General features: G+C 52.7%; 10 protein-coding genes. 7 read left to right on the top strand and 3 right to left on the bottom strand.

Annotation, left to right across the window (positions count from 1 at the left end):
• Nucleotides 1-116: 116 nt before the first annotated feature.
• Both ABD846_RS12480 and ABD846_RS12475 read left to right on the top strand, forming a co-directional pair.
• Nucleotides 117-2,063 (top strand): ABC-F family ATP-binding cassette domain-containing protein, encoded by a 1,947-nt coding sequence (locus ABD846_RS12480; protein ID WP_344827484.1) that lies wholly within the window; start codon nucleotides 117-119, stop codon nucleotides 2,061-2,063.
• Complete coding sequence (locus tag ABD846_RS12475; RefSeq protein ID WP_344827481.1) at nucleotides 2,063-3,238, top strand: glycosyltransferase family 9 protein; 1,176 nt, start codon at nucleotides 2,063-2,065, stop codon at nucleotides 3,236-3,238. Before ABD846_RS12480 ends, ABD846_RS12475 begins: the two co-directional genes overlap by 1 nt.
• Here the strand turns inward: ABD846_RS12475 and ABD846_RS12470 are convergent.
• Nucleotides 3,197-4,945: an ArnT family glycosyltransferase gene (locus tag ABD846_RS12470; RefSeq protein ID WP_344827479.1), complete on the bottom strand. Its 1,749-nt coding sequence runs from the start codon at nucleotides 4,943-4,945 to the stop codon at nucleotides 3,197-3,199. The two genes, ABD846_RS12475 and ABD846_RS12470, sit on opposite strands and share 42 nt — an antisense overlap.
• Between ABD846_RS12470 and ABD846_RS12465 the strand changes: the two genes are divergently transcribed.
• From ABD846_RS12465 to purH, 5 genes are all read left to right on the top strand, one after another.
• Entirely contained in the window at nucleotides 4,927-5,976 is a 1,050-nt protein-coding gene (locus tag ABD846_RS12465; RefSeq protein WP_344827476.1) for a dipeptide epimerase, read from the top strand. The genes ABD846_RS12470 and ABD846_RS12465 overlap by 19 nt on opposite strands.
• 2 nt (nucleotides 5,977-5,978) lie before the next feature.
• Nucleotides 5,979-6,980 (top strand): UDP-N-acetylmuramate dehydrogenase, encoded by a 1,002-nt coding sequence (murB, locus tag ABD846_RS12460; protein ID WP_344827474.1) that lies wholly within the window; start codon nucleotides 5,979-5,981, stop codon nucleotides 6,978-6,980.
• A 10-nt stretch (nucleotides 6,981-6,990) separates the two neighbouring features.
• Nucleotides 6,991-7,377, top strand: a complete 387-nt coding sequence (locus ABD846_RS12455; protein WP_344827471.1) for an SET domain-containing protein — start codon at nucleotides 6,991-6,993, stop codon at nucleotides 7,375-7,377.
• A gap of 12 nt (nucleotides 7,378-7,389) precedes the next feature.
• The gene (locus tag ABD846_RS12450) at nucleotides 7,390-7,650 is read left to right on the top strand and encodes a hypothetical protein (RefSeq protein ID WP_344827468.1); all 261 of its coding nucleotides are present in this window, start codon (nucleotides 7,390-7,392) and stop codon (nucleotides 7,648-7,650) included.
• Nucleotides 7,651-7,725: 75 nt separating this feature from the next.
• Nucleotides 7,726-9,204 carry a bifunctional phosphoribosylaminoimidazolecarboxamide formyltransferase/IMP cyclohydrolase gene (gene purH, locus ABD846_RS12445; protein ID WP_344827466.1) on the top strand — a complete coding sequence of 493 codons (1,479 nt, stop codon included), beginning with the start codon at nucleotides 7,726-7,728 and terminating at the stop codon, nucleotides 9,202-9,204.
• 66 nt (nucleotides 9,205-9,270) lie between these two features.
• Here purH and ABD846_RS12440 read toward each other — a convergent pair whose 3' ends face one another.
• Together ABD846_RS12440 and ABD846_RS12435 are read right to left on the bottom strand one after the other, a co-directional pair.
• A complete protein-coding gene (locus tag ABD846_RS12440; RefSeq protein ID WP_344827463.1) occupies nucleotides 9,271-20,454 on the bottom strand; it encodes an Ig-like domain-containing protein in 11,184 nt (3,727 codons plus the stop codon).
• Between the two features lie 202 nt (nucleotides 20,455-20,656).
• Nucleotides 20,657-23,923 carry an Ig-like domain-containing protein gene (locus tag ABD846_RS12435; RefSeq protein WP_344827461.1) on the bottom strand — a complete coding sequence of 1,089 codons (3,267 nt, stop codon included), beginning with the start codon at nucleotides 23,921-23,923 and terminating at the stop codon, nucleotides 20,657-20,659.
• Nucleotides 23,924-24,117: the final 194 nt, after the last annotated feature.

Genomic DNA, 24,117 nt, shown 5'->3' with positions numbered 1-24,117 from the left:
AAAAATGCGGTGTCGGGCGCGGAAACCGTAATGTACCGTTACATTCCGGGCTCCGCCTGATTTTTAGATATATAGGGATCTGTGCAACCGTCCGAAATGTATAACTTTGCGCACCTATGTTGATTTCATTACAAAATCTGAGTTTTTCCTTTGGTGCCCGCACCATGCTGGAAGATGTGAACTGGCAGATCGGCAATAACGAGCGTATCGGGCTGGTGGGTGTGAACGGTGCCGGAAAATCCACTGTGTTGCGCCTGATGACGGGAGCTTATACCCCGGACAGCGGCACTATCAGTAAGCCTAAAGATGTGAATATCGGGTTCTTTAACCAGGACCTGCTGAGTTTTTCCACTTCCGATTCTATTCTGCGTGTGGCCATGCAGGCGTTTGAAAAAGCGCATATCGTGGAACATCGCATGAATGATATTCTGAAGGAGCTGGAATCCAAACCGGATGACGAAAAGCTGCTGGACGATTACAGTCATGCATTGCATGATTTTGAACTTGCCGGAGGTTATGAGATGGAGCACCGGACAGCCGAGGTGCTGGAAGGGTTGGGATTCTCCACTGAAGACCTGCACCGTCCTTACGACCAGTTTTCGGGTGGATGGCGTATGCGTGTATTGCTTGCGAAAATGATGTTGCAGGCTCCGGAACTGTTGCTGCTCGATGAGCCTACCAACCACCTGGATCTGCCTTCAATCGAATGGCTGGAACGCTACCTGCAGAGCTATCCCGGCTCGGTGGTGGTGGTATCGCACGACCGTCAGTTCCTCGATAAAATGGTGACAAAGATCGTTGAAGTTTGGCAGCGCGACCTGGTGCCTTACACCGGCAACTATTCTTTCTTCCTCAGGGAGAAGGCCGAACGTATGGAGTTGCAACAGCGTGCATTTGAAAACCAGCAGGATTATATCCGTCAGCAGGAGCGCTTTATTGAGCGGTTCCGCGCGCAGGCCACCAAGGCTGCGCAGGCACAGAGTGCCATCAAGCGGCTGGATAAGCTGGAGAAGATCGAAGCGCCTGATGCAAGTGTACCGGTGATGAATATCAACTTCGATGTGGCGGTACAACCCGGCAAGATCATCTGCACATTGAATGATGTGAGTAAATCGTTCGGGAAGAATCAGATCCTGAATCATACGAGTGCCGAGATCATGCGGGGCGATAAGATCGCGCTGATCGGAGCGAACGGAAAAGGAAAGTCGACATTGCTGCGTATCATTTCCGGCGCGGAGCCGATCGAAGGTGAACGTAAGCCGGGACATAATGTGGAGGAAAGTTTCTATGCGCAGCATCAGCTGGAATCGCTGGATGTGCAGAACGAAATCCTGGAAGAAATGAAATTATGCGGCAGCGGCAAAACGGAAGTGGAGTTGCGGCAGATACTCGGTTGCTTCCTGTTCAGCGGTGACGATGTGTTCAAGAAGATCAAAGTATTGTCCGGGGGAGAAAAGGCACGTGTGGCGCTTGCAAAGACCATCGTGGCCAAAGCGAACTTCCTCATGCTGGATGAGCCGACGAACCACCTGGATATGCAGAGTGTGGAAATGCTGATCGATGCGCTGAATAAATACCAGGGCACGCTTGTGATCGTTTCACATGATCGTCACTTCATCAGCAAAACCGCCAACAAAATATGGGAGATTGAAGGCGGTCAGATTAAAGAATTCAAAGGCCCTTACGATGAGTGGCTGACCTATAAGGTAGAGAAGGCTGCACAGGCAAAAGCTGCAGAACAGCAATCCGTTACTCCGAAAGCCGCACCGGCACCCAAACCGGAGAAGAAACAGGTGAATGAGGACGAATTGCGCAACCTGCGCAAAGAGCTTCAATCGAAACAGAAATCGTTTCAGAAGCTGGAAGACGAACTGAGTAAGATACAGGCAGAGCGTGCGAAGCTTGAAGCCGATCTCGCCGATCCTGCGATCTATTCCAATAAAGAACAGTTTAAAAAGCTGGATGATGAATACCGCCGCGTGAATACAAAATTCGAGGACATCACGGCGCGGTATGACAAAGCATTTGAAGAGATTTTGCTCCTGGAGGAAAAGCTCTCCTGATGCACAAATTATCCCGTATACCAGCAGTGCTGCTGCGCCGGTTCAGTGAGGCAAAGCTTGCCCGCAAACTGCCGCAGCAGCGTGCTCTATGGGAAAGCGATATAGCTGCGCTTCCTCCTGCATGTCCGCTGGATGGTACTGTGGCGCTGGTGCGACTGGATGATATCGGCGATTACCTGCTATGGCGTAATTGCCTTCCCGCCTACAGAGCTTTTTTTGCCGGACGTCCGCTGATACTCATCGGCAATAAGGTATGGCAGCCGCTTTTCGAGACATTAGATGCAGCCTGTGCCGACCGGTTTATCCCATTGGATAAAGGCCGTTACCTGAATGACGCTGCATACCGGAATGCTTTCTGGGCGGGAATCCGCGCAGCCGGGATAGAGCAGATCATTTGCCCTTCGCGTACCCGTCCGCTGCTGCTCGATGATTGTATTGCACTGGCCAGCGGTGCTCCGGTGCGTATTGCCGTTCAGAATAATTTCCCTTTTGCATCCTGGAACCGTATTTCGGATGCGGTGTACACCCGCTTGCTGCCGGGTCAGGAAGGGACGCACGAATTTTACTTCAACCGCTGGTTTACCGAATGTATTACCGGTCCGGTAACGTCCCTGCCCGCACGCATGTCCTTACCGGTAGCCGGTGAGCCGCAACCACGGCGTATCGTATGTTTTATCGGTGCTTCGGCAAAAAGCAAGCGCTGGCCTGCCGGATACTGGATAGCGCTGGTGCGGTTATTGTCGCAGGCGGGTTTTGAACCGGTATTATCCGGAGGGCCGGCTGAATCTGAGCTGGCTGCAACTATCAGTGCTGCTGTTCCGGTAACCAATCTGACCGCTACGGGTTCGCTCATACAGACGCTGGAGCTGATTGCAGGCTCCGGAGCTCTGATCACCGGCGATACGATGGCTGCCCATGCGGGAGTGGGCTTGTCTGTTCCCACGATCATCATTGCCAACGGGGTGAATGCTGCCCGCTTTGTCGCTTACGGGGAAGCAGGGATACAGGGTGTCAGTACATTATACACCGAAGCATACAGGAATGCTTCGCCCGCGCGCAGAAAACGATTCACTGCCGTTACGAAAGATATGCTGAGTATACGTCCGGAGCAGGTGATGCAGGCACTTTTGTCTCTATTGACTCATACGCGCTCCGACGTGCAGGATCCTGCATAGGTAATACGGTCTTGTCGCTTTATCCCTTGATCCGTTTCCCAGAAACGTGGGCGTAAGTTCGCTCACCTTAAAGAGACGGCCGGAGAAAACGGTTTGCAGTTCATACCCGCGCTCCTTCAGTTCCTCGAAGCCTTCCTGTTCGGTAAGTACATATTGTCCGGTATCTGCCGGAAGATACCCTTTCAGTTCCTGGCGGCGTACCACACCGTTTGCATAGAAATGCAGGCTCGGCAAAGGATCATGCACCCGGTAGGCTACCACATCTCCGGAACCGATTCCATGCGCGTGCATGTAACGTCCTGCTGCGTTGCCGATCTGGTAGCTCATCAGGTGATAATAGAAATAATGTGTGAGAAATATATTGATCAGGATCATTGCGGCCGCACCGATCCATACCGGTTTAACAGGTGTTTCAGGGCGGAGACATACGTAAAAGAAAATGCACAGTGCAAGCGCGCAGCCGGCCAGCCATGCCCATCCGGCGGGGAATACGACGGTCAGTATCAGCAGTAAGCCTACAAACAGCAGCGTGCCGATTACGGGTAAAGATTTTTTAAAGAATACACTCAGCTTCGGATAGCGTTGCTGCTCTGTGAGTTCGAATACGAGTCCGGCACAGGCTATGGCAGCGAAGGGAAACGCGACAAAAATGTAATGCGGAAGCTGGTATTTAGACATGCCCACCGCTAGGTAGCATAAGAGAAATCCGCTGTAGGAAAGGGATTCCCGGATATTATTGCCCAGCTGAAAACGGTTGCGGGCGAGGTTGCGGTAATGGAGGAACAGCGCTGGTAACAGTAGGAATATCCAGGGCAGGAACGACCAAAGCATGTTCACCAGTTGAAAAGATATATCGGAGCCATTGTTCCAGTCGTTTTCCCCGGTAATGCGGCCAAAGCTCTGCGTCCAGTAGAAAAAGCGCAGACCGGATTGCCCGTAGTGCCCGTTCAGGAACTTTTCACGGTGGAGATCGAATTGCTGGTACAGCCCGATGCTCATCGGTATCAGGCAGACGCCGATAACAAGAGCCATCAGCAGGTAGGCCGGGTGGAATACCGCGCGCCACTGACGTTTTAGGGCACGGTTTGACAATACCGCAAATGCCGGCGCGAGCAGTCCTATCGGCCCTTTCGTCATCATGCCGAGTGCGATGCATATGGCCGCTCCGAGAAACAGTACAATGTTTTTCCTGCGGTCCAGCCATTCGTCCCACAGCCAGGTGGCCAATGCAACCCAGCCCATCAGGGCCAGATCGCAGCGCACATCATTTGTCATCAGGAACATACCCTGGCAGCTGGCCAGGATGAGTGCGGCGATGCGCCCGGTCTGTTCATTATAATACTTGCGTGCGATGCGGTAGGTGGCATAGATCGCCAGCAGGCCCAATAGAATGGAGGGCAATTTATAAGCGAAGTTATTTACGCCGAAAAGCCTGATGCTGGTGGCCCCGGCCCAGAACAGGAACGGAGGTTTGTCCAGATAATCCCCTCCACGGTCGTAGAGGTGCAGGTAGCTGCCGCTGTTGGCCATCTCCCTGCTCATTTCCGCATACTGGCTTGCATCAATATCCATAATGTCTACCCTGGCAGCTGAAAAGTACAGCAGGGCAATGATGGCAAAAAGCCAGAGAGGGATACGGCGCATGGGAATTGTTTTATTGTCTGCAAAAATAGTCGCAATTTTATCCAATGCTGCAACTCGCGTCATTTCGCTTTGAACTTCCGTTTGAATATCCGTTTACCATTGCCAAGGGCACCAAGACGCGTCAGCCTTCGCTGGTGGTTTCGCTGGGTTTGAGACACTGGCGCGGTTTCGGGGAAGCCCCCGCTATCAGCTACTATAATGTTACGGTGGATGCGATGGCGGAACTGCTGCAGGAAAAATCGGCCATGATCAGTCGTTATGCAATGACCGATCCGCAACGGTTCTGGCATTTTTTACACCATCTGATACCGGGAAACAACTTTCTGATCGCTGCGCTGGATATAGCTGGGTGGGATCTGTTCGCACAAATGCGGAATATGCCCCTGCGGTATCTGCTTGGCGCAGGACCGGAGCGGGTGGCACCGATTACCGATTATACACTGGGTATTGATACAGTGGAGCAAATGCTGGCCAAAGCACGCCGCCATCCGTGGCCGGTGTATAAAATCAAGGTGAATAGGGCGGAAGATCTGGATCTGTTGATCCGCCTGCGTGCGGAGACGGAAAGTCCTTTCCGGCTGGATGCAAATGAGGGACTGGATTATGATACGGTGCTGCGGTTGCTGCCCGAATGGCAAAAGCTGGGCGTGGAGCTCGTCGAGCAACCATTACCGAAAGGGGAGTGGGAAGCAATGAAAGAGTTGAAAAAGCGCTCGTCAATCCCGTTCTTTGCAGATGAAAGCTGCGTGGAGGAATCAGATGTGGTAAGGTGCGTCGATGCTTTTTCCGGGATCAATATCAAACTTACCAAGTGCGGTGGTATTACTCCGGCACTGCGTATGATCGCGGAAGCGCGCAAACGCGACCTGAAAGTAATGCTTGGCTCTATGAACGAGACGACGATAGGGACGGCTGCGATGGTACATCTTAGTCCGCTGGCAGATTTCCTCGATGCGGACGGACCGTTGCTGCTTTCCGAAGACATTGCCGAGGGGCTGCATTATGAGCAGGGCCGCGTAACCTGCCGTCCTGCTCCCGGATTAGGGATACGCTTCCTTGGGCAGCCGCGTCAACGCTCTTATTTTGAAAACTAATTATGGAAATACAATATCAGGTTCCGCTTAAAGCTTTGAATACATTCGGTATCCGCTCGGTGGCAGATGCCTGTGTGACGGTGAAAGAAACGGAAGAATTGCCTGCTTTATCCGGGTATACGCCCAAATATATACTGGGAGGGGGTAGCAATGTGCTCCTGCCGGCACATGTACATGGTCTGGTGATCAGAAATGAGCTGAAGGGTATCCGGCAGACGGCGGATCAGGACGACTATGTGTTGCTGGAAGTGGCTTCCGGTGAGGTGTGGCACGATTTTGTGATGTTCGTTTTGTCGAAAGGATGGAGCGGTGTGGAGAATATGGCGCTTATCCCCGGCACTGTTGGTGCTGCACCGATACAGAATATCGGTGCGTATGGCGTAGAGGTGAAGGATGTGATCGAGTGGGTGGAATGCTTCGAATGGGATTCACATGCGATCAGGCGCTTATCCGCTCCGGACTGCCGCTTTGGCTACCGCGACAGTATTTTCAAACAGGAATACGCCGGCAAAAGTTTTATTACTAAAGTCTGTTTCCGCCTTTCAAAAAAGGCAGAACTGAATACTTCTTACGGGGCAATCGAATCAGAGCTTGCTGTCATGGGAACAGATCATCCCGCTCCGAGTGATGTGGCGGAAGCTGTGATGCGTATCCGCCGCAGTAAATTACCCGATCCGGCTCAGATCGGTAATGCAGGATCTTTCTTCAAGAACCCGACCATTCCGCTTGCACAATACGAAACCTTGCGGGAAACCTATCCGGATATGCCTTCCTACAGGGTGGACGATAGCAGGGTGAAGGTGCCTGCTGCCTGGCTCATAGAGTCCTGCGGCTGGAAAGGCTTTCGTGAAGCGGATGCGGGGGTGCATCAGCGTCAGTCTTTGGTGCTGGTGAACTACGGAGAGGCGAATGGAGAACAGCTTTGGGCTTTGTCTGAGCGTATCGTGGATTCGGTTTGGGAAAAGTTTCAGATCCGTCCCGAGCGTGAGGTGCAGGTCTGGTAAATTCTGAACAATGCTTTTTTTTCAAACAGAGATCATGAATTCCGGTGCACGCGGCAGGGGTGTTTTTGCCGCCGAGCACATTCCTGCAGGAGCTTTAATAGAGAGAGCCCCTGTCATAGTAATGCCTGCGGAAGACCGGCCGCACCTGGATCAGACATTGTTGCACGATTATATTTTTGAATGGCAGCCGGAAGGCCGTCCTATGTGCTGCATGGCGCTGGGCCAGGTACCGATCTACAACCACTCGTACCGGTCGAATGCATCCTATGAAATGGATTACGAAGCCCAGACGATTGCTGTAGTTGCGGAACGTGCGATCGCTCCGGGTGAGGAGATATTCATCAACTATAACGGAGACTGGGATGATGAAACTCCCGTCTGGTTTGATGCGAAATAGTACCTTTGCCGGATGGAGCAAATGACTACACAACTGATCACCGCGGTTGCCGTTTCTGAAGATAAAGGACTTGAGAAAGGTCGCCAGTACCTGTTTTCCCTGCAAGTGTCTAATGAAGGTATTATCCGTATTGTTACTACGGATGATGTGGAAATATATTATGGAAGTGTACATGACTTTCTGATCTCCTGGAGTAATATCAGTAGCCTCGGATGGGCCAACGACCGCGAAACGTTCCGTAAAATGCTGAACGAACTGAAGGGAGAGGCGTAAATCTTTTCTTAGCAAGTCTTGTTTGGCGCTTTTTTTAGATAGATTTACCTTCGCGGTTCAATTTCAAATTTCAATATGGATCGCAACATGCAATCGGCGCTGATCTCTGTATTTTACAAAGATGGCCTCGAACCAATAGTTCGTAAACTCAATGAACTGGGTATCTCTCTTTATTCTACCGGCGGTACACAGACCTTTATCGAATCGCTGGGGCTTCCCTGCAACAGTGTGGAAGGCGTTACCAATTACCCCAGCATCCTGGGTGGCCGTGTTAAAACATTGCATCCGAAAGTGTTCGGAGGTATCCTGGCCCGCCGCGAGATGGAAGAAGACCGCCAGCATGTGGCGGAATATGAAATTCCTTTTTTCGACCTTGTGATCGTAGATCTGTATCCTTTCGAGGAAACAGTCGCCAGCACGGATGATGAGTCTAAGATCATTGAAAAAATTGATATCGGCGGCGTGTCGCTGATCCGTGCAGCAGCAAAAAATCATAAAGATGTTGCTATTGTTTCATCACGCGCGCAATATGCGTCTTTCCTGCAAATGCTGGAGAGCGGAAGCGGAACACTGACGTATGCACAGCGTCGAGAACTTGCCGCTGCGGCGTTTGCGGAATGTGCCCATTACGATGTCGCTATTTCCGACTATTTCAATACAACCCGCCAGGTATTGCGTTATGGCGAGAATCCGCATCAGCAGGCTCATTTCTCCGGTAACCTGGAGCAAATATTTGATAAGCTCAACGGTAAGGAGTTGTCCTACAACAACCTGGTGGATGTGGATGCAGCCTGCCAACTGATCGGTGAGTTTGAAGACACTGTATTTGCCATCATCAAGCACACGAATGTATGTGGTGTGGCACAGCGGGATACTGTATCAGAAGCCTGGGAAGCGGCACTTGCCGGCGATCCGGAAAGCGCTTTCGGCGGTGTACTCGTAACCAATGCGGTTGTTGACGTCGATACGGCTCAGAAGATCAATGAAATTTTCTTTGAGGTGCTGATTGCTCCTGATTTCACCAGCGAAGCGCTTGAATTACTGCGTAGCAAAAAGAACCGCATCATTCTGAAACAGAAGGCAAACCTGAAACAGGGAAGTGTCAGCAAAACAATCCTGAACGGTACGCTTACACAGGATGCGGATACCTCCAATTTTGCAGAGTGGAATGAAGTGGGTGCACGGGAAACGAGTAATGAAGAACGTACTGACCTGCGTTTCGCAAATATCATTTGTAAGCACCTTAAATCAAACGCGATTGCGCTGGTGAAAAATGGTCAGCTGATCGGAAAAGGTTGTGGACAGACAAGTCGTGTGGATGCATTGCGTCAGGCGCTGGAGAAAGCACGCCAGTTCGGCTTCGAGCTGAAAGGTGCTGTAATGGCTTCCGATGCATTCTTCCCGTTCAGCGATTGCGTTACCATGGCAAAAGAAGCGGGTATCGAAGCGGTGATACAGCCCGGTGGTTCGGTTCGCGATAACGATTCCATTGAGTATGCAAAAGGCAATAATATGGCAATGGTGATGACAAAGCTGCGTCACTTCAAGCATTAATTTTCTTCCTTTCTATAAATGAATAAGGCTCCCATCGGGAGCCTTATTCATTTGAATATACCGGGATTATTGTCCCCCGGTATATTTATTAACCTTTTCCACTCCGAGTAACCGGCCTTCGGAATCATATACCGAGAACAGGTACACACCGTCGGCATACATACCGAGGTCGGCTTCTTTCGCATCTTTCAATGTGATCAGCAGACGTCCCGTTGCATCGGTAACGCGGATGTCCACATTCACCGGCGACTCAACAAATACTTTTGAGCGGGTAGGATTCGGATAGATTTTTAACGCGGTTCCGTTCAGTGACGATTCATGGATCGCGTTTGGAATATCGGTATCCACAGTATCCGACACCTCGGTACAATCATTGCCGTCCGTTACGTCACACCAGTATTTACCTGCAATGGTCCATGTATAGGAAATGCTCACAGCGCCGGAAATTATTTTTCCATTCCGGTACCATTGGTATTTCAGATAACTGCGGTTGAGTCTAAGGATCGGGTCTGTACGTATGATCGTCGGTTTCGGTACCGGCGGGTAGGTGCTTGCCAGAGAGTGATTCGTTGGCTTCACACAACCGAGGGAATCTGTGACGATCACCTGGTAATCGCCCGCCTTATTGATGGTAAGCTTGCTTGTGCCTGCACCTGCAATAACGGCGCCATCTTTCCACCACTCGTATTTATAGCCGGATGCTGCCGGTGTCACAAAGATCACGATGTTCACATTCGGACAGAACTGCAGGTCAGTAGGCGTCAGGATCGGGTCCGGCAATGTGTCGGCAAATACATAAACCGTGGTGTCTTTATCACAGCCATAACGGTTTTTCACTACGATTCTGTAATATCCGTTGGTATACACTTTCAGCGAGCTTGCCGTCGCACCGGATAGGAGTGATCCGTTTCGGTACCACTGGTAAGTGCTTGCAGCCGCAGAAGTGGCGAGCAGGGTAACAGAGTCACCTTTACAATACACATAGTGTGTTTTGCCTACAGGTTCCACTTTCAGGTCTGGCTTATCGGTGATTTCCACCACCAGCGCAGCACGCGGGCTTTCACAACCTTCAAGCGATGTCTGTGTCACATAGTAGGTAGTTGTTCCTGCTACTGCTGTGGACGGTGTCGGCGCCGTAGTGGTCGCAGTGCCACCGGTTGCAACGGTGTACCATTTCAGGGATGCACCTGTTGCGGTCAATGGTACGGGAGTTGCTCCCACACAGTATCCTATAGGAGTTACTACCATTGGTGCCGCCGGTGTCGGGTTGATCACTACGGTGAGCGAAGCACGCGGTCCTTCGCATCCTGCGGTCGTTGTCTGACTGACATAATATATGGTGGAGCCCGCTGTTGTGGTGGATGGGATCGGAGCGGTTGTGCTTCCGGTTCCACCTGTTGCAGCGGTGTACCATTTCAGGTTAGTGCCTGTTGCAGTCAACGCAACTGCCGTTGCATTCTGACAGTAGCTTACCGGGGTAACCACGGTTGGCGCAAGAGGCAGCGGGTTCACGGTTACGTCAATGGCAGCGCGGGATCCTTCACATCCTGCAGTGGAAGTCTGACTTACGTAATAGGTAACGGTGCCTGCTGTAGCTGTGGACGGAATAGGAGCAGTTGTACTTCCGGTTCCTCCGGTTGCCGTTGTGTACCATTTAAGCGAGGTACCCGTGGCGCTTAATGCGGTTGCTGTAGCGCCAAGGCAGTAATTCACCGGAGTGGTCACTGTAGGTGATGCAGGTAAAGGATTCACCACTACGGATATGGATGCACGTGCACCTTCGCAACCCATGCTGCTGGTCTGACTCACATAATAAGTAGTTGTTCCTGCGGTTGCCGTAGATGGAACAGGAGCTGTTGCACTTCCTGTTCCTCCGGTTGCTGCTGTGTACCAGAGCAGAGATGTGCCGGAAGCGCTCAGCGCGGTGGCTGTTGCACCCTGGCAATAGTTAACCGGGCTGGTTACTGTCGGCGCAGTTGGTAACGGATTAATCACGACAGAAATGCTGCTCCGGGTTCCTTCGCATCCTTCAGCAGATGTCTGGCTTACGTAATAAACGGTAGTTCCCGCAGTGGCTGTGGATGGAACGGGAGCGGTGCTGCTTCCGGTTCCGCCGGTCGCAACGGTGTACCATTTCAGGGAAGTACCTGTTGCCGTGAGCGCACTTGCTGTAGCTCCGGCACAATAGTTAACCGGACTGGTTACCGTTGGAGCGGCAGGTAAAGGATTCACGACAACTGTTATTGTTGCCCTCGGTCCTTCACATCCGGCCGTGGTGGTCTGGCTCACATAATAGTTCGTTGAACCCGCACTTGTGGTGGAAGGTGTTGGCGCAGTACTGCTTCCTGTACCTCCGCTTGCAACGGTGTACCACAAAAGCGTAGTTCCCGTAGCGCTTAATGCAGCGGATGTTGCGTTTTGGCAATAAGTAACCGGACTGGTTACTGTCGGAGCTGCGGGCAGCGGGTTCACCACTACGGAAATAGCAGCTCTCGGACCCTCACATGCGGCAGCTGAAGACTGACTGACGTAGTAAACGGTAGTTCCTGCAGCGGCTGTGGACGGAACAGGCGCGGTAGTGCTTCCTGTTCCGCCTGTTGCAGTAGTATACCAGAGTAACGAAGTGCCTGCAGCGCTCAGTGCTGTCGCGGTTGCTCCCTGACAATAATTTAGCGGGCTGGTTACCGTTGGCGCAGCCGGAAGCGGGTTGACCACTACGGAGATGCTGTCCCTCGGGCCTTCACAGCCAAAGCTGTTGGTCTGGCTTACATAATATTTAGTGGTTCCGGCTACCGTTGTGGACGGTACGGGCGCTGTTGTGCTACCGGTTCCGCCTGTGGCGCTGGTGTACCATTTTAATGAAGTGCCTGTCGCGGTCAGCGCACTTGCCGTTGCATTCTGACAATATGTTACCGGGCTGGTAACCGCAGGATTTACAGGCAATGGATTGATCACAACGGATATTGACGCACGCGGGCCTTCACAACCATCGGTTGAAGTCTGACTTACATAGTAGACAGTTGTTCCGGCTGCACTGGTTGATGGCGTTGGCGCTATAGTACTTCCTGTTCCGCCTGTTGCTGCAGTGTACCATTTAAGGCTGCTACCTGTTGCACTCAGCGCACTTGCCGTAGCATTCTGACAATACGTAACTGGGCTGCTTACTGTCGGTATTACCGGCAACGGATTAACCACTACAGAGATAGCAGCTCTCGGACCTTCACAGGATGCTGCTGAAGACTGACTTACGTAATAGATTGTCGTGCCGGCAGTTGCTGTGGATGGAACCGGAGCTGTAGCGCTTCCTGTGCCTCCCGTTGCACTCGTGTACCATAAGAGGGAAGTGCCTGTCGCACTTAATGCGGTGGCCGTTGCTCCTGCGCAGTAGGTAACCGGACTGGTCACCACCGGTGCGGCAGGCAGCGGATTCACCGTGACAGTAATGCTGTCTCTTGGGCCTTCACAGCCAAAGCTGTTGGTCTGGCTTACATAATATTTGACAGTGCCTGCTGTAACCGTAGACGGCGTGGGAGCAGTGCTGCTTCCGGTGCCGCCTGTTGTGCTGGTGTACCATTTCAGAGAAGTACCCGTAGCGCTTAATGCGGTTGCGGTCGCATTCTGACAGTAGACAACAGGTGTTGTAATTGCCGGAGTGGAAGGTAGCGGGTTTACAACCACGTTGATCGTTGCTCTCGGACCTTCACATCCTTCGGTTGACGACTGACTTACGTAGTATGTTGTCGTTCCGGACGCGCTTGTTGATGGTGTGGGAGCTGTTGTTGATCCCGTACCGCCCGTTGCCGTGGTGTACCATTTCAGGGAAGTTCCGGTAGCAGTAAGTGCAGATGCAGTGACATTCTGACAATAAGTAACAGGTGTGCTTACTACAGGAGCCGCGGGCAGCGGGTTGACAACAACTGTGATACTCGCGCGGCTTCCTTCACAGCCGGCAGCAGATGTCTGACTTACCCAGTAAGTGACTGAGCCGGCCGTTGCGCTGGACGGAGTAGGTGCCGTTGTGGAGCCTGTTCCTCCGGTAGCAGAAGTATACCATTTAAGGCCGCTTCCGGTTGCGGTCAACGCGGTGGTTGTTGCGCCCACGCAATAGTTTACAGGAGACGTTACGGTTGGTGCAGGGAGCACGGAATTTACAATAACCTGAATACTGTCTCTTGGTCCTTCACATCCGAAGCTATTAGTTTGGCTCACCCAATAAGTAGTGGTTCCGGCTGTTGCGCTGGAAGGTGTCGGGGCAGTAGTGCTTCCGGTGCCTCCTGTTGCTGCGGTGTACCATTTGAGCGAAGTTCCGGCAGCGGTCAGCGCAGTTGTTGTTTCGCCGAGGCAATACGCCACTGGCGTACTCACCGTCGGTTTGGAAGGAAGCGGATTGATGACCACGTCTATGGACGCTCTAGGTCCTTCACAACCGGCAGCAGAACTCTGACTTACATAATAGGTTGTTGTGCCTGCGGTAGTGGTTGCAGGTGTGGGAGCTGTCGTGGTTCCTGTTCCGCCTGTTGCCGAAGCATACCATTTCAGGGAAGTTCCGGTAGCGGTAAGAGCAGCTGCTGTAGCATTCTGACAATAAGTAACAGGGCTGCTTACCACAGGTGCCGCCGGCAGCGGGTTCACGGTAACGGTAATAGCTGTTCGCGGTCCTTCACAGCCTGCAGCGGAAGTCTGGCTTACATAATAGGTTGTGGAACCCGCTGTTGCCGTGGAAGGAGTGGGGGCGGTTGCGCTTCCCGTTCCGCCTGTTGCTGTGGTATACCATTTCAGGGAAGTGCCTGTTGCCGATAATGCAGATGCGCCCGCATTCTGACAGTAAGTGACAGGACTTGTGGCGGCAGGTGCTGCAGGTTTGGGATTCACGGTAACAATGATGGAATCCGGATTGCCCTCGCAACCGGCCGAAGACACACGGCTTACATAGTAAACTGTTGTTCCCGGTACGGAAGTGTTGGGTGTTGGGGCGGAGGAAACCGGTGTTGCGGTCCGGGAGCCTATATACCATTTAAGTATAGAGCCTCCGGACGAAGCGCTCAATGCGCTTGCAGCATCTCCTTCGCAATATACCACAGGGCTGCTTACCACGGGTGGGCTCAGCAGTGTATCGATTGTTACAAGGATTGCTGCACGCGGGCTCTCACATCCGCTGGATGAAGTCTGACTTACATAGTAGTAGGTCGCTCCTGTAGCCGATGTGCTGGGGGTTGGTGCAGTAGTGCTTCCTGTTCCGCCTGTGGCGCTTGTATACCATTTCAGGCCAGAGCCTGTGGCAACAAGCGGTCCTGTTGTCCCGCCGAGGCAGAGCGTCACCAGGAATCCAACCGTAGGTGCGGAAGGCGTTGCATATACGATTACGGATATTTCGCTGCGTGGGCTTTCGCAGCCTGCAGCTGATGTCTGTGTTACCCAATAAGAAGTCGCTCCGGTGCTGGATGTTCCGGGTGTTGGCGCGGTGGTGGCCGGCGTTCCGCCTGTGGCGCTCGTATACCATTTCAGGGAAGAGCCTGTCGCGCTGAGCGGAACTGCCGTTGCGTTCGAGCAGTATTCTACCGGGGTGGAAACACCGGGAGCTGCGGGTGTCGCATTTACAGTAACGGTAATGCTGCTGCGCGGTCCTTCACAACCATTGCTGTTTGTCTGGCTGACATAATAGGTGGTTGTGCCGGCGGCAGCTGTTGAAGGTGTGGGAGCTGTGGCAGATCCGGTACCACCGGTCGCTGTCGTGTACCATTTAAGAGAAGTGCCTGTCGCGCTAAGCGTGGTTGCAGGCGTTCCCTGGCAATAAGTATAAGATGTGGTGCCCACTGTTGGCGCTGCGGGCAACGCATTAACGGTTACGGTAATCGCCGATCTCGGGCTTTCACATGCCGCAGCAGACGTCTGGCTTACGTAATAGATTGTGCTTCCTGTCGTACTGCTGGAAGGTGTTGGTGCTGCAGATGAGCCTGTGCCACCGCTTGCTGTAGTGTACCAGAGCAGGGACGTTCCTGTCGCAGTAAGCGCGCTTGTTATGTCGTCTTTACAATAAATTACCGGACTAACCACGGCAGGTGCCGCAGGTACGGTATTTATATTTACAGTGATTGACGTACGAGGTCCTTCGCAGCCGTCGGCGCTCGTCTGACTTACATAATAAGTAGTCGTTCCAGCCGTTGCGGTAGAAGGTGTGGGAGCAGTGGTTGTTGCGGTTCCCCCGCTTGCCACGGTATACCATTTCAGTGAAGTGCCCGATGCGGACAGGGCGCTTGCTGTAGCGCCAACGCAATAATTTACCGGGCTCGTTGCAGTTGGTGCAGCAGGCAGTGCATTTACCGTAACAGTGATCGCTGTGCGCGGTCCTTCACAACCATTGCTGTTTGTCTGGCTTACATAGAAAATTGTTGTTCCCGCGGTTGCGGTGGATGGAGTAAGTGCTACAGTTGCGCCTGTTCCGCCGGTGGCGGTTGTATACCATCTCAGAGAGGTGCCGGTAGCACTGAGCGACGAAGGTCCTGCTCCCACGCAATAGGTGATGCTTGCGGATGGTACGGTTGGCGCCGCAGGCAACGCATTTACATTTACGATAAGCATGGCACGGCCACTTTCTCCGCATCCGCCTGTCGACACTGTCTGAGTGACATAAAATGTATCTGAATGAGCGGTGGTGGTGGAAGGCGTCGGAGCAGTCGCGGATCCTGTACCTCCGGTAGCCGAAGTGTACCAGCGTAAACTGGTGCCGGTAGCCGTGACAGCGCTCGCGGTCTCTCCCACGCAATAATTCACCGGACTTGAGACGGTAGGTGCCGGAGTAGCTGTGGCCACGTTTACCGTAATAGACGCCCGGGGACTTTCGCATCCGCTTACAGTTTGCGTTACATAATAAGTGTTGCTGCCGGCACTTGCTGTAGAAGGTGTAGGTGCGGCAGAAGATCCGGTACCTCCACTTGAAGCAGTGTACCAAAGCAGGCTGCTGCCTGTGGCTGTAAGTGCAGTGGCAGTAGCGCCCACGCAATAAGTTACCGGTGTGGTAACTGTCGGTGCAACGGGGATAGCGTTAATGTTTACAGTAATGGAATCCCTGGGGCTTTCACAGCCAAAGCTGCTTGTCTGGGAAACATAATATTTTAAAGTTGTGATGGTACTTGTTGAGGGTGTCGGTGCGGTTGTTGATCCGGTACCGCCTGTAGCTGCAGTGTACCATTTCAGGGAGGTGCCTGTAGCAGTCAATGCTGTGGCGGTTGCTCCGATACAATAGTTGACAGGTGTTGTAAATGTTGGCCTGGCAGGTATCGGATTAATCGTAACGGATATGGAAGCTCTGGGGCTTTCGCCGCAGCCATACTGAGAGGTTGCACTTACCCAATAAGTTGTGGTGCCCGTGGTGGCAGAGCTGGGTGTCGGTGCGGTCAGGCTACCGGTACCACCTGTAGCCGTCGTGTACCATTTGATCGTGTCGCCCGCAGTAACTGATGCCGTCAGCGTAGCGGTGCTGGCGCCCTGGCAATAGTTGACTGTACTGGTTACGGTGGGAGCCGATGGGGTTGCATGTACCATAACCACAATGGGTGCACGGAGACTGGGACAGGCCGCGGTGTCGGTCTGACTTACATAATAAGTTGTGTTTCCGGCTGTGGCTGTCGACGGAGTGGGTGCTGTGCTGCTGCCCGTGCCGCCATAAGGTACTGTGTACCATACCAGGCCGGTTCCGGTAGCCGTTAAAGGAGTTGCTGTTGCGCCTACACAATAATGGATAGGATTTACTACCGTTGGTGCTGCCGGAGCCGGATTAATAGTTACTACGATAGCGGAGCGCTCACTTTCACATCCATAAGCATTGGTCTGGCTTACATAGTAGGTGAAAGTGCCTGTCGCGTGGGTGCTGGGTGTTGGCGCTGAACTTGAACCCGTACCGCCTGTGCGGCTGGTATACCATTTAAGAGAGGTGCCGGTGGCAGATAGTGCAGATGCGGTGGGATCCCCCTGACAATAAGTGACCGGACTGACTACTGTCGGGCTGTCCGGCTTTGGAGTGACATTCACCGTAATTGACGATCTCGGGCTTTCACAGCCGTAAGTATTGCTCTGGCTTACGTAGTAAACCGTTGTGCCGGCAGTCGAAGTGGAAGGTGTCGGAGCGGTCAGAGAACCGACTCCGCCCGATGCGGAAGTATACCAGGTAAGTGAAGTTCCGGTAGCTGTGAGCGCCGAAGCGGTTGCTCCCAAACAATAATTGACCGGCGAGCTTACAGCCGGAGCAGTTGGTAAAGGATTCACTGTTACGGTAATGGCTGCACGAGGGCCTTCACATCCGTCGGCGGAAGTCTGACTTACATAATAAGTGGTAGTGCCCGCACTTGCGGTGGATGGTGTTGGCGCTGTGGTTGATCCGGTGCCCCCTGTAGCCGCAGTGTACCATTTCAGGGAAGTTCCTGTGGCGGTAAGGGCAGATGCGGTTGCACCCGCACAATAGGTTACAGGGCTGGTCACTGAAGGCGCAGCCGGTAAAGGATTTACGGTTACGGTAATGGCCGTGCGCGGACTTTCACAGCCCGAGCTGGTCTGGCTTACATAATATGTTGTAGTACCGGAACTGGCCGTGGAGGGTGTAGGTGCAGTGGTTGAACCTGTACCTCCTGTAGCTGTTGTGTACCATTTGAGGGATGTTCCGGTAGCGGATAATGCGGTAGCCGTTGCTCCCTGGCAATAAGCGATGGAGCTTGAACTTACTGTCGGTGCAGCGGGCACTGCATTCACGGTTACGGTAATGGCTGTGCGTGGGCTTTCGCAACCTGCTGCGGAAGTCTGACTTACATAGTAAGTGGTACTGCCCGTTGCAGATGTGGAGGGGGTGGGAGCGGTTGAAGAACCCGTACCGCCAGTCGCGGCAGTGTACCAGAGCAGGGAAGTTCCAGTGGCAGTGAGCGCGCTGGCCGTGGCTCCGGCGCAATAGGTTACGGGGCTCACAGAAGGAGCGGCCGGGATTGCGTTGATGTTTACAACAATCGATGCCCTCAGGCCTTCGCAACCCGTGCTGTTTGTCTGACTTACGTAATAGGTTGTGGTGCCGGCGGTGGTTGTGGAAGGTGTTGGTGCTGTGATCGATGCTGTACCTCCGGTAGCTGTCGTGTACCACTTCAGAGATGTTCCGGTGGCACTCAATGCGGTTGCCGTAGCTCCCACACAATAATTAACCGGCGAGCTCACTGTCGGTAATCCGGGTGAAGCATTAACATTGACGGTGATAGACGCCCTGTCGCTCTCGCAACCTGTGGAAGATGATGTCTGGCTTACATAGTAGATGGTGCTGCCGGTGGCGCTTGTAGAGGGCGTGATGGCGGTTGAAGAACCCGTGCCACCTGTAGCGCTGGTGTACCATTTCAATGAGGTACCTGTAGCTGTAAGTGCACTTGCTGTGGCATACTGGCAATAGTCAAGCGGGCTGCTGACTGTTGGTGCGGAAGGTTTTGCATTTACGGTTACCGAAATGCCCGCCCTCGGGCCTTCGCCGCAACTGTTTGTCTGACTTACATAATAAGTTGTCGAGCCGGCGCTTGCAGTGGACGGTATAGGAGCGGTTGAGGAACCGGTACCGCCAGTCGCGGCAGTATACCATAACAGTGAAGTTCCGGTCGCGGTTAAAGCAGTGGCGGGTACTCCTTCACAAAGGTTCACCGGGGAGCTTACCGTTGGAGCTGCCGGGTAAGAATTAATTGTTACCACTATTGCAGCTCTGGGGCTTTCACAGCCGGAACTGTTCGTCTGGCTTACATAATAAGTTGTGGAGCCGGCTGTGGTGGTGGAGGGTGTGGGAGCAGACGTTGAGCCTGTTCCTCCGGTTGCCGCGGTGTACCATTTCAGGGAAGAACCTGTCGCACTTAATGCGGAAGCCGTTGCCCCCACGCAATAAGTAACCGGTGTTGTTACCGTTGGTGTCGCAGGTAACGCATTCACCGTTACAGAGATCGAGTCGCGGGGACCCTCGCAACCGTAAGGGGATACTGCGGCCACATAATATTTGGTTGTTCCGGCTGTGGCTGTGGAAGGCGTAGGGGCGGCAGGAGATCCGGTACCGCCTGTGGCGCTGGTGTACCATCTCAGAGAACTTCCGCCTGTTGCTGATAATGCTGTGGCGGTTGCGCCTACGCAATAGCTGACAGGAGTAGTTACTGTTGGTTTTACGTCATAGTTGCATATGAAACGGATACGGTGGTTTTCGCGATCGGCGACATACAGGTTACCCCCGCCATCTGACGTCAGTCCGGAGGGATAGTTCAGATTGGCTGCCGTTGCCAGGCCTCCGTCTCCGCTATATCCGGCAGTGCCTGTTCCGGCCATGGTGGATATAACTCCGGTTGCCGCGCGCACACGGCGGATACGGTGGCTGTACTGCACGGCAATGTAGATATTGCCGGAATCATCCACGTCCACATCTACGGGATAATTCAGGTTTGCCGAAGTGGCCGATCCTCCGTCTCCGCTGAAACCGGATGTACCGCTTCCTGCCACTGTTGAGATATAGCCTGTGGAGGCAGTGATCTTGCGGATAACGTGGTTGAATAAGTCGGCAACGAAAATATTCCCGGATGCATCCACGCGGAGGCCCGCCGGGTTCTTCAGTGTCGCGGAAGTAGCCGCGCCGCCGTCTCCGGAATAGCCGTAAGTGCCCGTTCCGGCAACCGTAGAGATATTTCCCGTTGACGCTGTTATTTTACGGATGCGCTGATTGTACTGATCGGAGATGTAGACATTACCCGAACCATCGACAGCTACAGCCACAGGGTTGTTCAGCTGAGCGGAACTCGCTGCGGAGCCATCCCCGCTGAATCCAGCGGTACCCGTTCCGGCAATGGTGGTGATCACTCCGGTGGAAGCCGTTACTTTGCGAACCCGCTGGTTTGCCTGATCGGCGATATAGACGTTTCCTGAACCATCTACGGCTATTCCAGCCGGATAATACAGCTTGGCAGAAGTGGCTGCGCCGCCGTCACCGCTGTACCCGGAGGTACTGGATCCTGCGATCGTGGTAATAACCCCGGTGCTGACTGTAACTTTTCGTATCCGGTGATTTCCCTGGTCAGAGATATAGATATTGCCGGAAGCGTCTTTCGCTACGCTAACAGGCTGTGCTAGTTCCGCAAGTGTTGCGGCGGCGCCATCCCCGCTGAAACTGGAGGTCCCCACACCGGCTACGGTGTTGATAGTTTGGGCTCGTGCAGTTAATGTGATGTTCAGCAGTAGACATAGCAAGGCGATCTTCCTCATAGGAAAGTAGCTTTGAATCATATACAGTTATTGGTTTGGTATCCCAAAGATAACTATAGAATATTACATTCATAGCTTTGATAATAGAAACTTTACAATCAGGGATATATCAAATAACCAATTTTTTATTGAATGGAATCATAACAAAAAAACAGAAGCCACTCAGTTGATTGAGTGGCTTCTGCTTAGATACTTGTGCTATTTATTGATTACTCTTCGCGATGCGGGTAATCTGAACTATATTTTTGTTTTCGTCAAGTATGCTCAGGAAGTATATTCCGTCGCTCAGATCGGTAATATCACACCGATTTGCGTTCACTTCACGGATGATTTTGCCGGTAAGATCGCTGATACGGAGGCTTACCGATGCGGCGGCATCCACGCGAACCAATCCGGTTGTCGGGTTAGGATACACCCTGATCTGATTGTCTGTGCTGAAATTGCTTACAGAGCTTGGTTTCTCGATCGTTACGGTATCAGATAATTCTGAACATCCGTAGATATTGTCAACTTCCACATGGAAATTACCATAGCCCGTTGCTACATAAGTGCGGCTGTTGGCACCGATGATCATCGAACCATCTTTAAACCACTGATAATAGCTGTAGCCGCTTGGTACGGATAAAGTCGGGCTTGCGTTGGTGATGGTCGGTTTCGCAGGTTTTGCATAGAAAGAAACGACAGCATCGCCGGTGTTGTAGATACAGCCATAGGTATTCGTAACCACTACTCCGTAAGTTCCGGAGCTTGTTACGCCTTTAGAATCATCTGAAGGTGTGGAAGGGAATACCGGAACACCGTCTTTATACCAGTCGAACGTATAGCCTGCAAAACGAGGGGACACATTCAGCAGAACGGTGTTTCCTTCACATACCGAAATAACGGAAGGAGTAAGCACCGGGCGTGGTGACGGATCTTCCTGAGCATACAGCTCTGCATAGTTTTTACAACCGTAGATATCTGTTACTTCAACACCTGTAAAACCGGTTGTGCCTACGGCGTAAGTTGCACTGATAGCTCCCGGAACATCTGTTCCTTCTGTCTGCCACTGGTAAGAAACTGCAGTTGGAGCGGTTGCTTCAAAAGTGATTGTTTTACCGGGACAGAAGATCAGTCCTGATGTGGCAAGCGATGCTACAGACACTACAGGGGATGGCTGTACATTTACCTGGATCGATGCGCGTGAACCTTCGCATGATCCGGTTGCAGCAGAAGATGTCTGACTTACGTAGTAATAATAAGTGCCTGTGCTTGCTGTAGCAGGAGAAGGAGAGATAGTCGCTCCGGTTCCGCCGGTTGCCGCACTGTACCAGAGCAGGCTTGTACCTGTAGCCGACAAAGATGGGGCAGGAACACCAACACAAAGATCGATAGGGCTGGTGACTACCGGTTTGTCCGGACGTGCATTAACGGTTACCGCGATTGCCGTACGACCGCTTTCACAACCACCCGCTGAAGCGGCCAAGGATTGTGACACATAATAGGTAGTAGTACCTACAGCAGCAGTTGCAGGAGTGGGGGCAGCTGAAAGCAGTGTGCCCGCAGTTGCATCATCATACCATTTCAGGTTGGAGCCGGATGCAGTTAAAACGCTGCTTGGGCCGTCCACACACAGGTTGATGCTGGAAGCAGGCACTGTAGGAGCAGAAGGGAAAGAATTTACTGTTACCGCAATACTTGCGCGGGGACCTTCGCAGGAACCAACGCTTGGGTCTGAAGTCTGGGAAACATAATAAGTTGTGGTTCCGGATCCGCTGGTGGAAGGGGTTGGAGCTGTTGTGCTCGCTGTGCCACCTGTAGCGGCCGTATACCATTGTAAAGAAGTTCCGGTTGCGCTCAGAGTAGTTGCCGTTGCGCCTACACAGTACACAATGGATGAAGTAACTGTCGGTGCGGTCGGTAAAGGATTGATCACAACATCAATTTGTGTTCTGGGTCCTTCGCAGAATCCGGGACCATCTTCTGTCTGGGCAACAAAATAAGAAGTTGTACCCGCTGAAGCTGTGGAAGGTGTTGGAGCGGTAGTGGAGGCTGTTCCGCCTGTAGCCACCGTATACCATTTCAGGGAAGATCCTGTAGCAGCGAGTGCAGTGGCAGTCGCTCCTTTACAATAGCTGAGACTCGTAGTTGCTACCGGAGCAGGAATCGTCGGCTCAATCACGTTTATGGTCATAGCCGCACGCGGGCTTTCGCATGTCGGTTCGAAGCTTGTCTGACTTACGTAGTAAGTAGTGAACCCGGCAGTGGCGGTAGAAGGAGTGGGTGCCGCAGTGAGCACAGTGCCGCCGCTTGCATCGGTATACCATTTCAGATTTGTTCCGTTTGCAGTGAGGGCACTTGCGGTAGCCGCTTTACACAGGTAGGTAGTGTCTCTCACCAGCGGTGCGGAAGGGTCGCAGATCATGCGCAACACGTTTGCATTGAAATCACTCAGGAACAGATTGCCGTTCATGAACGCAATGTCATAGGGACGGCGGAATGTAGCCAGTTCAGGATCTCCTCCGTCGCCGGAGTAGCCTGCAGTTCCGGTACCGGCAACTGTGCTGATATAACCGGAAGCATCTACTTTACGTACAAAACGTCCTACTGCTTCAACGATGTATAGATTACCGGAAGCGTCAAAAGCAAGACCTGTCGGTTGACGGATTTTGGCAGCCGTTGCAAGTCCTCCGTCTCCGTCACTTGCCGCAGCACCTGTTCCTGCGTATGTGTACACATTGCCGGAACTCATTTCTATCTTACGCACACGATTACCGTTCTGCTCAGCGATGTAAAGATTACCGGAGGCATCAAAAGCCATCTCAGCAGGACGGCGGATCTTCGCGTTGACCGCGAGATTGCTGTCACCTGCGCTGGACGCAGTACCATCGCCGATCACTGTGGAAATGGTGCCTGATGTGTTGATTTTTCTTACGCGATTACCTGTTCCTTCGGCGATATAAATATTTCCCGAAGCATCTACAATGATACCGGTAGGACCATTCAGCGTAGCTGATGTAGCGGCAGAACCGTCGCCGGTGCTGCTCGCGGTGCCATCACCTGCGATAGTGGAGATCACACCCGAGGTGTTGATCTTGCGAACGCGGTTGCCCGCAGTTTCCACCACATACATGTTACCCGAGCCGTCAAAAGCAATTCCGGCAGGCCCGTTCAGGGATGCAGCAGAAGCAGCAGAACCGTCACCGGTGCTTCCCGCAGTACCCGTGCCCACAACAGTGGAGATGACGCGGGTGCTGACGTCCACTTTGCGGACTACGTTTTCCAGGTTGTCTGTGAAGTATAGATTTCCGGCTGCATCCAGCGTAATGCTGTAAGGGCTGTTCAGCTTGGCGCTTGTTGCAGCTCCACCATCTCCCGAATAACCGGACGCTCCTGTCCCGGCGATGGTGTAAATAGTTTGAGCGGTTACTTTGTGAGTACCGCAAATTCCGGCGGCGCAGAGCACGCCGGTAAGCAATAGCTTCCGCATAAAGTACTTTTTTGTTTTCAAAATGAATTGTTTAGACACAAGTGCCAAAACGTTGGGTTTGGCGCCGCAAAGGTCACCTATTTATATTAGACGATCAAACTTTTTAAAAAGTTTGTAATTTTTTAACCTATTCAGTTATAATTCGTAAGGTACTTGCCATAAAAAAAGCCGCGTCCCTTTACAGACGCGGCTTT

Source organism: Rurimicrobium arvi (assembly GCF_039540495.1).
GTDB classification, from domain to species: domain Bacteria; phylum Bacteroidota; class Bacteroidia; order Chitinophagales; family Chitinophagaceae; genus Rurimicrobium; species Rurimicrobium arvi.
This window is presented reverse-complemented; position numbering and strand designations above follow the sequence as displayed.

Excerpts from the sequence above, each read along its gene's own strand:
- ABD846_RS12475 (WP_344827481.1), top strand. The coding sequence starts at position 2,063 with ATGCACAAATTATCCCGTATACCAGCAGTGCTGCTGCGCCGGTTCAGT.
- ABD846_RS12435 (WP_344827461.1), bottom strand. The coding sequence starts at position 23,923 with ATGCGGAAGCTATTGCTTACCGGCGTGCTCTGCGCCGCCGGAATTTGC.
- ABD846_RS12470 (WP_344827479.1), bottom strand. The coding sequence starts at position 4,945 with ATGACGCGAGTTGCAGCATTGGATAAAATTGCGACTATTTTTGCAGAC.
- ABD846_RS12440 (WP_344827463.1), bottom strand. The coding sequence starts at position 20,454 with ATGAGGAAGATCGCCTTGCTATGTCTACTGCTGAACATCACATTAACT.
- ABD846_RS12450 (WP_344827468.1), top strand. The coding sequence starts at position 7,390 with ATGGAGCAAATGACTACACAACTGATCACCGCGGTTGCCGTTTCTGAA.
- murB (WP_344827474.1), top strand. The coding sequence starts at position 5,979 with ATGGAAATACAATATCAGGTTCCGCTTAAAGCTTTGAATACATTCGGT.
- purH (WP_344827466.1), top strand. The coding sequence starts at position 7,726 with ATGGATCGCAACATGCAATCGGCGCTGATCTCTGTATTTTACAAAGAT.
- ABD846_RS12480 (WP_344827484.1), top strand. The coding sequence starts at position 117 with ATGTTGATTTCATTACAAAATCTGAGTTTTTCCTTTGGTGCCCGCACC.
- ABD846_RS12465 (WP_344827476.1), top strand. The coding sequence starts at position 4,927 with ATGCTGCAACTCGCGTCATTTCGCTTTGAACTTCCGTTTGAATATCCG.
- ABD846_RS12455 (WP_344827471.1), top strand. The coding sequence starts at position 6,991 with ATGCTTTTTTTTCAAACAGAGATCATGAATTCCGGTGCACGCGGCAGG.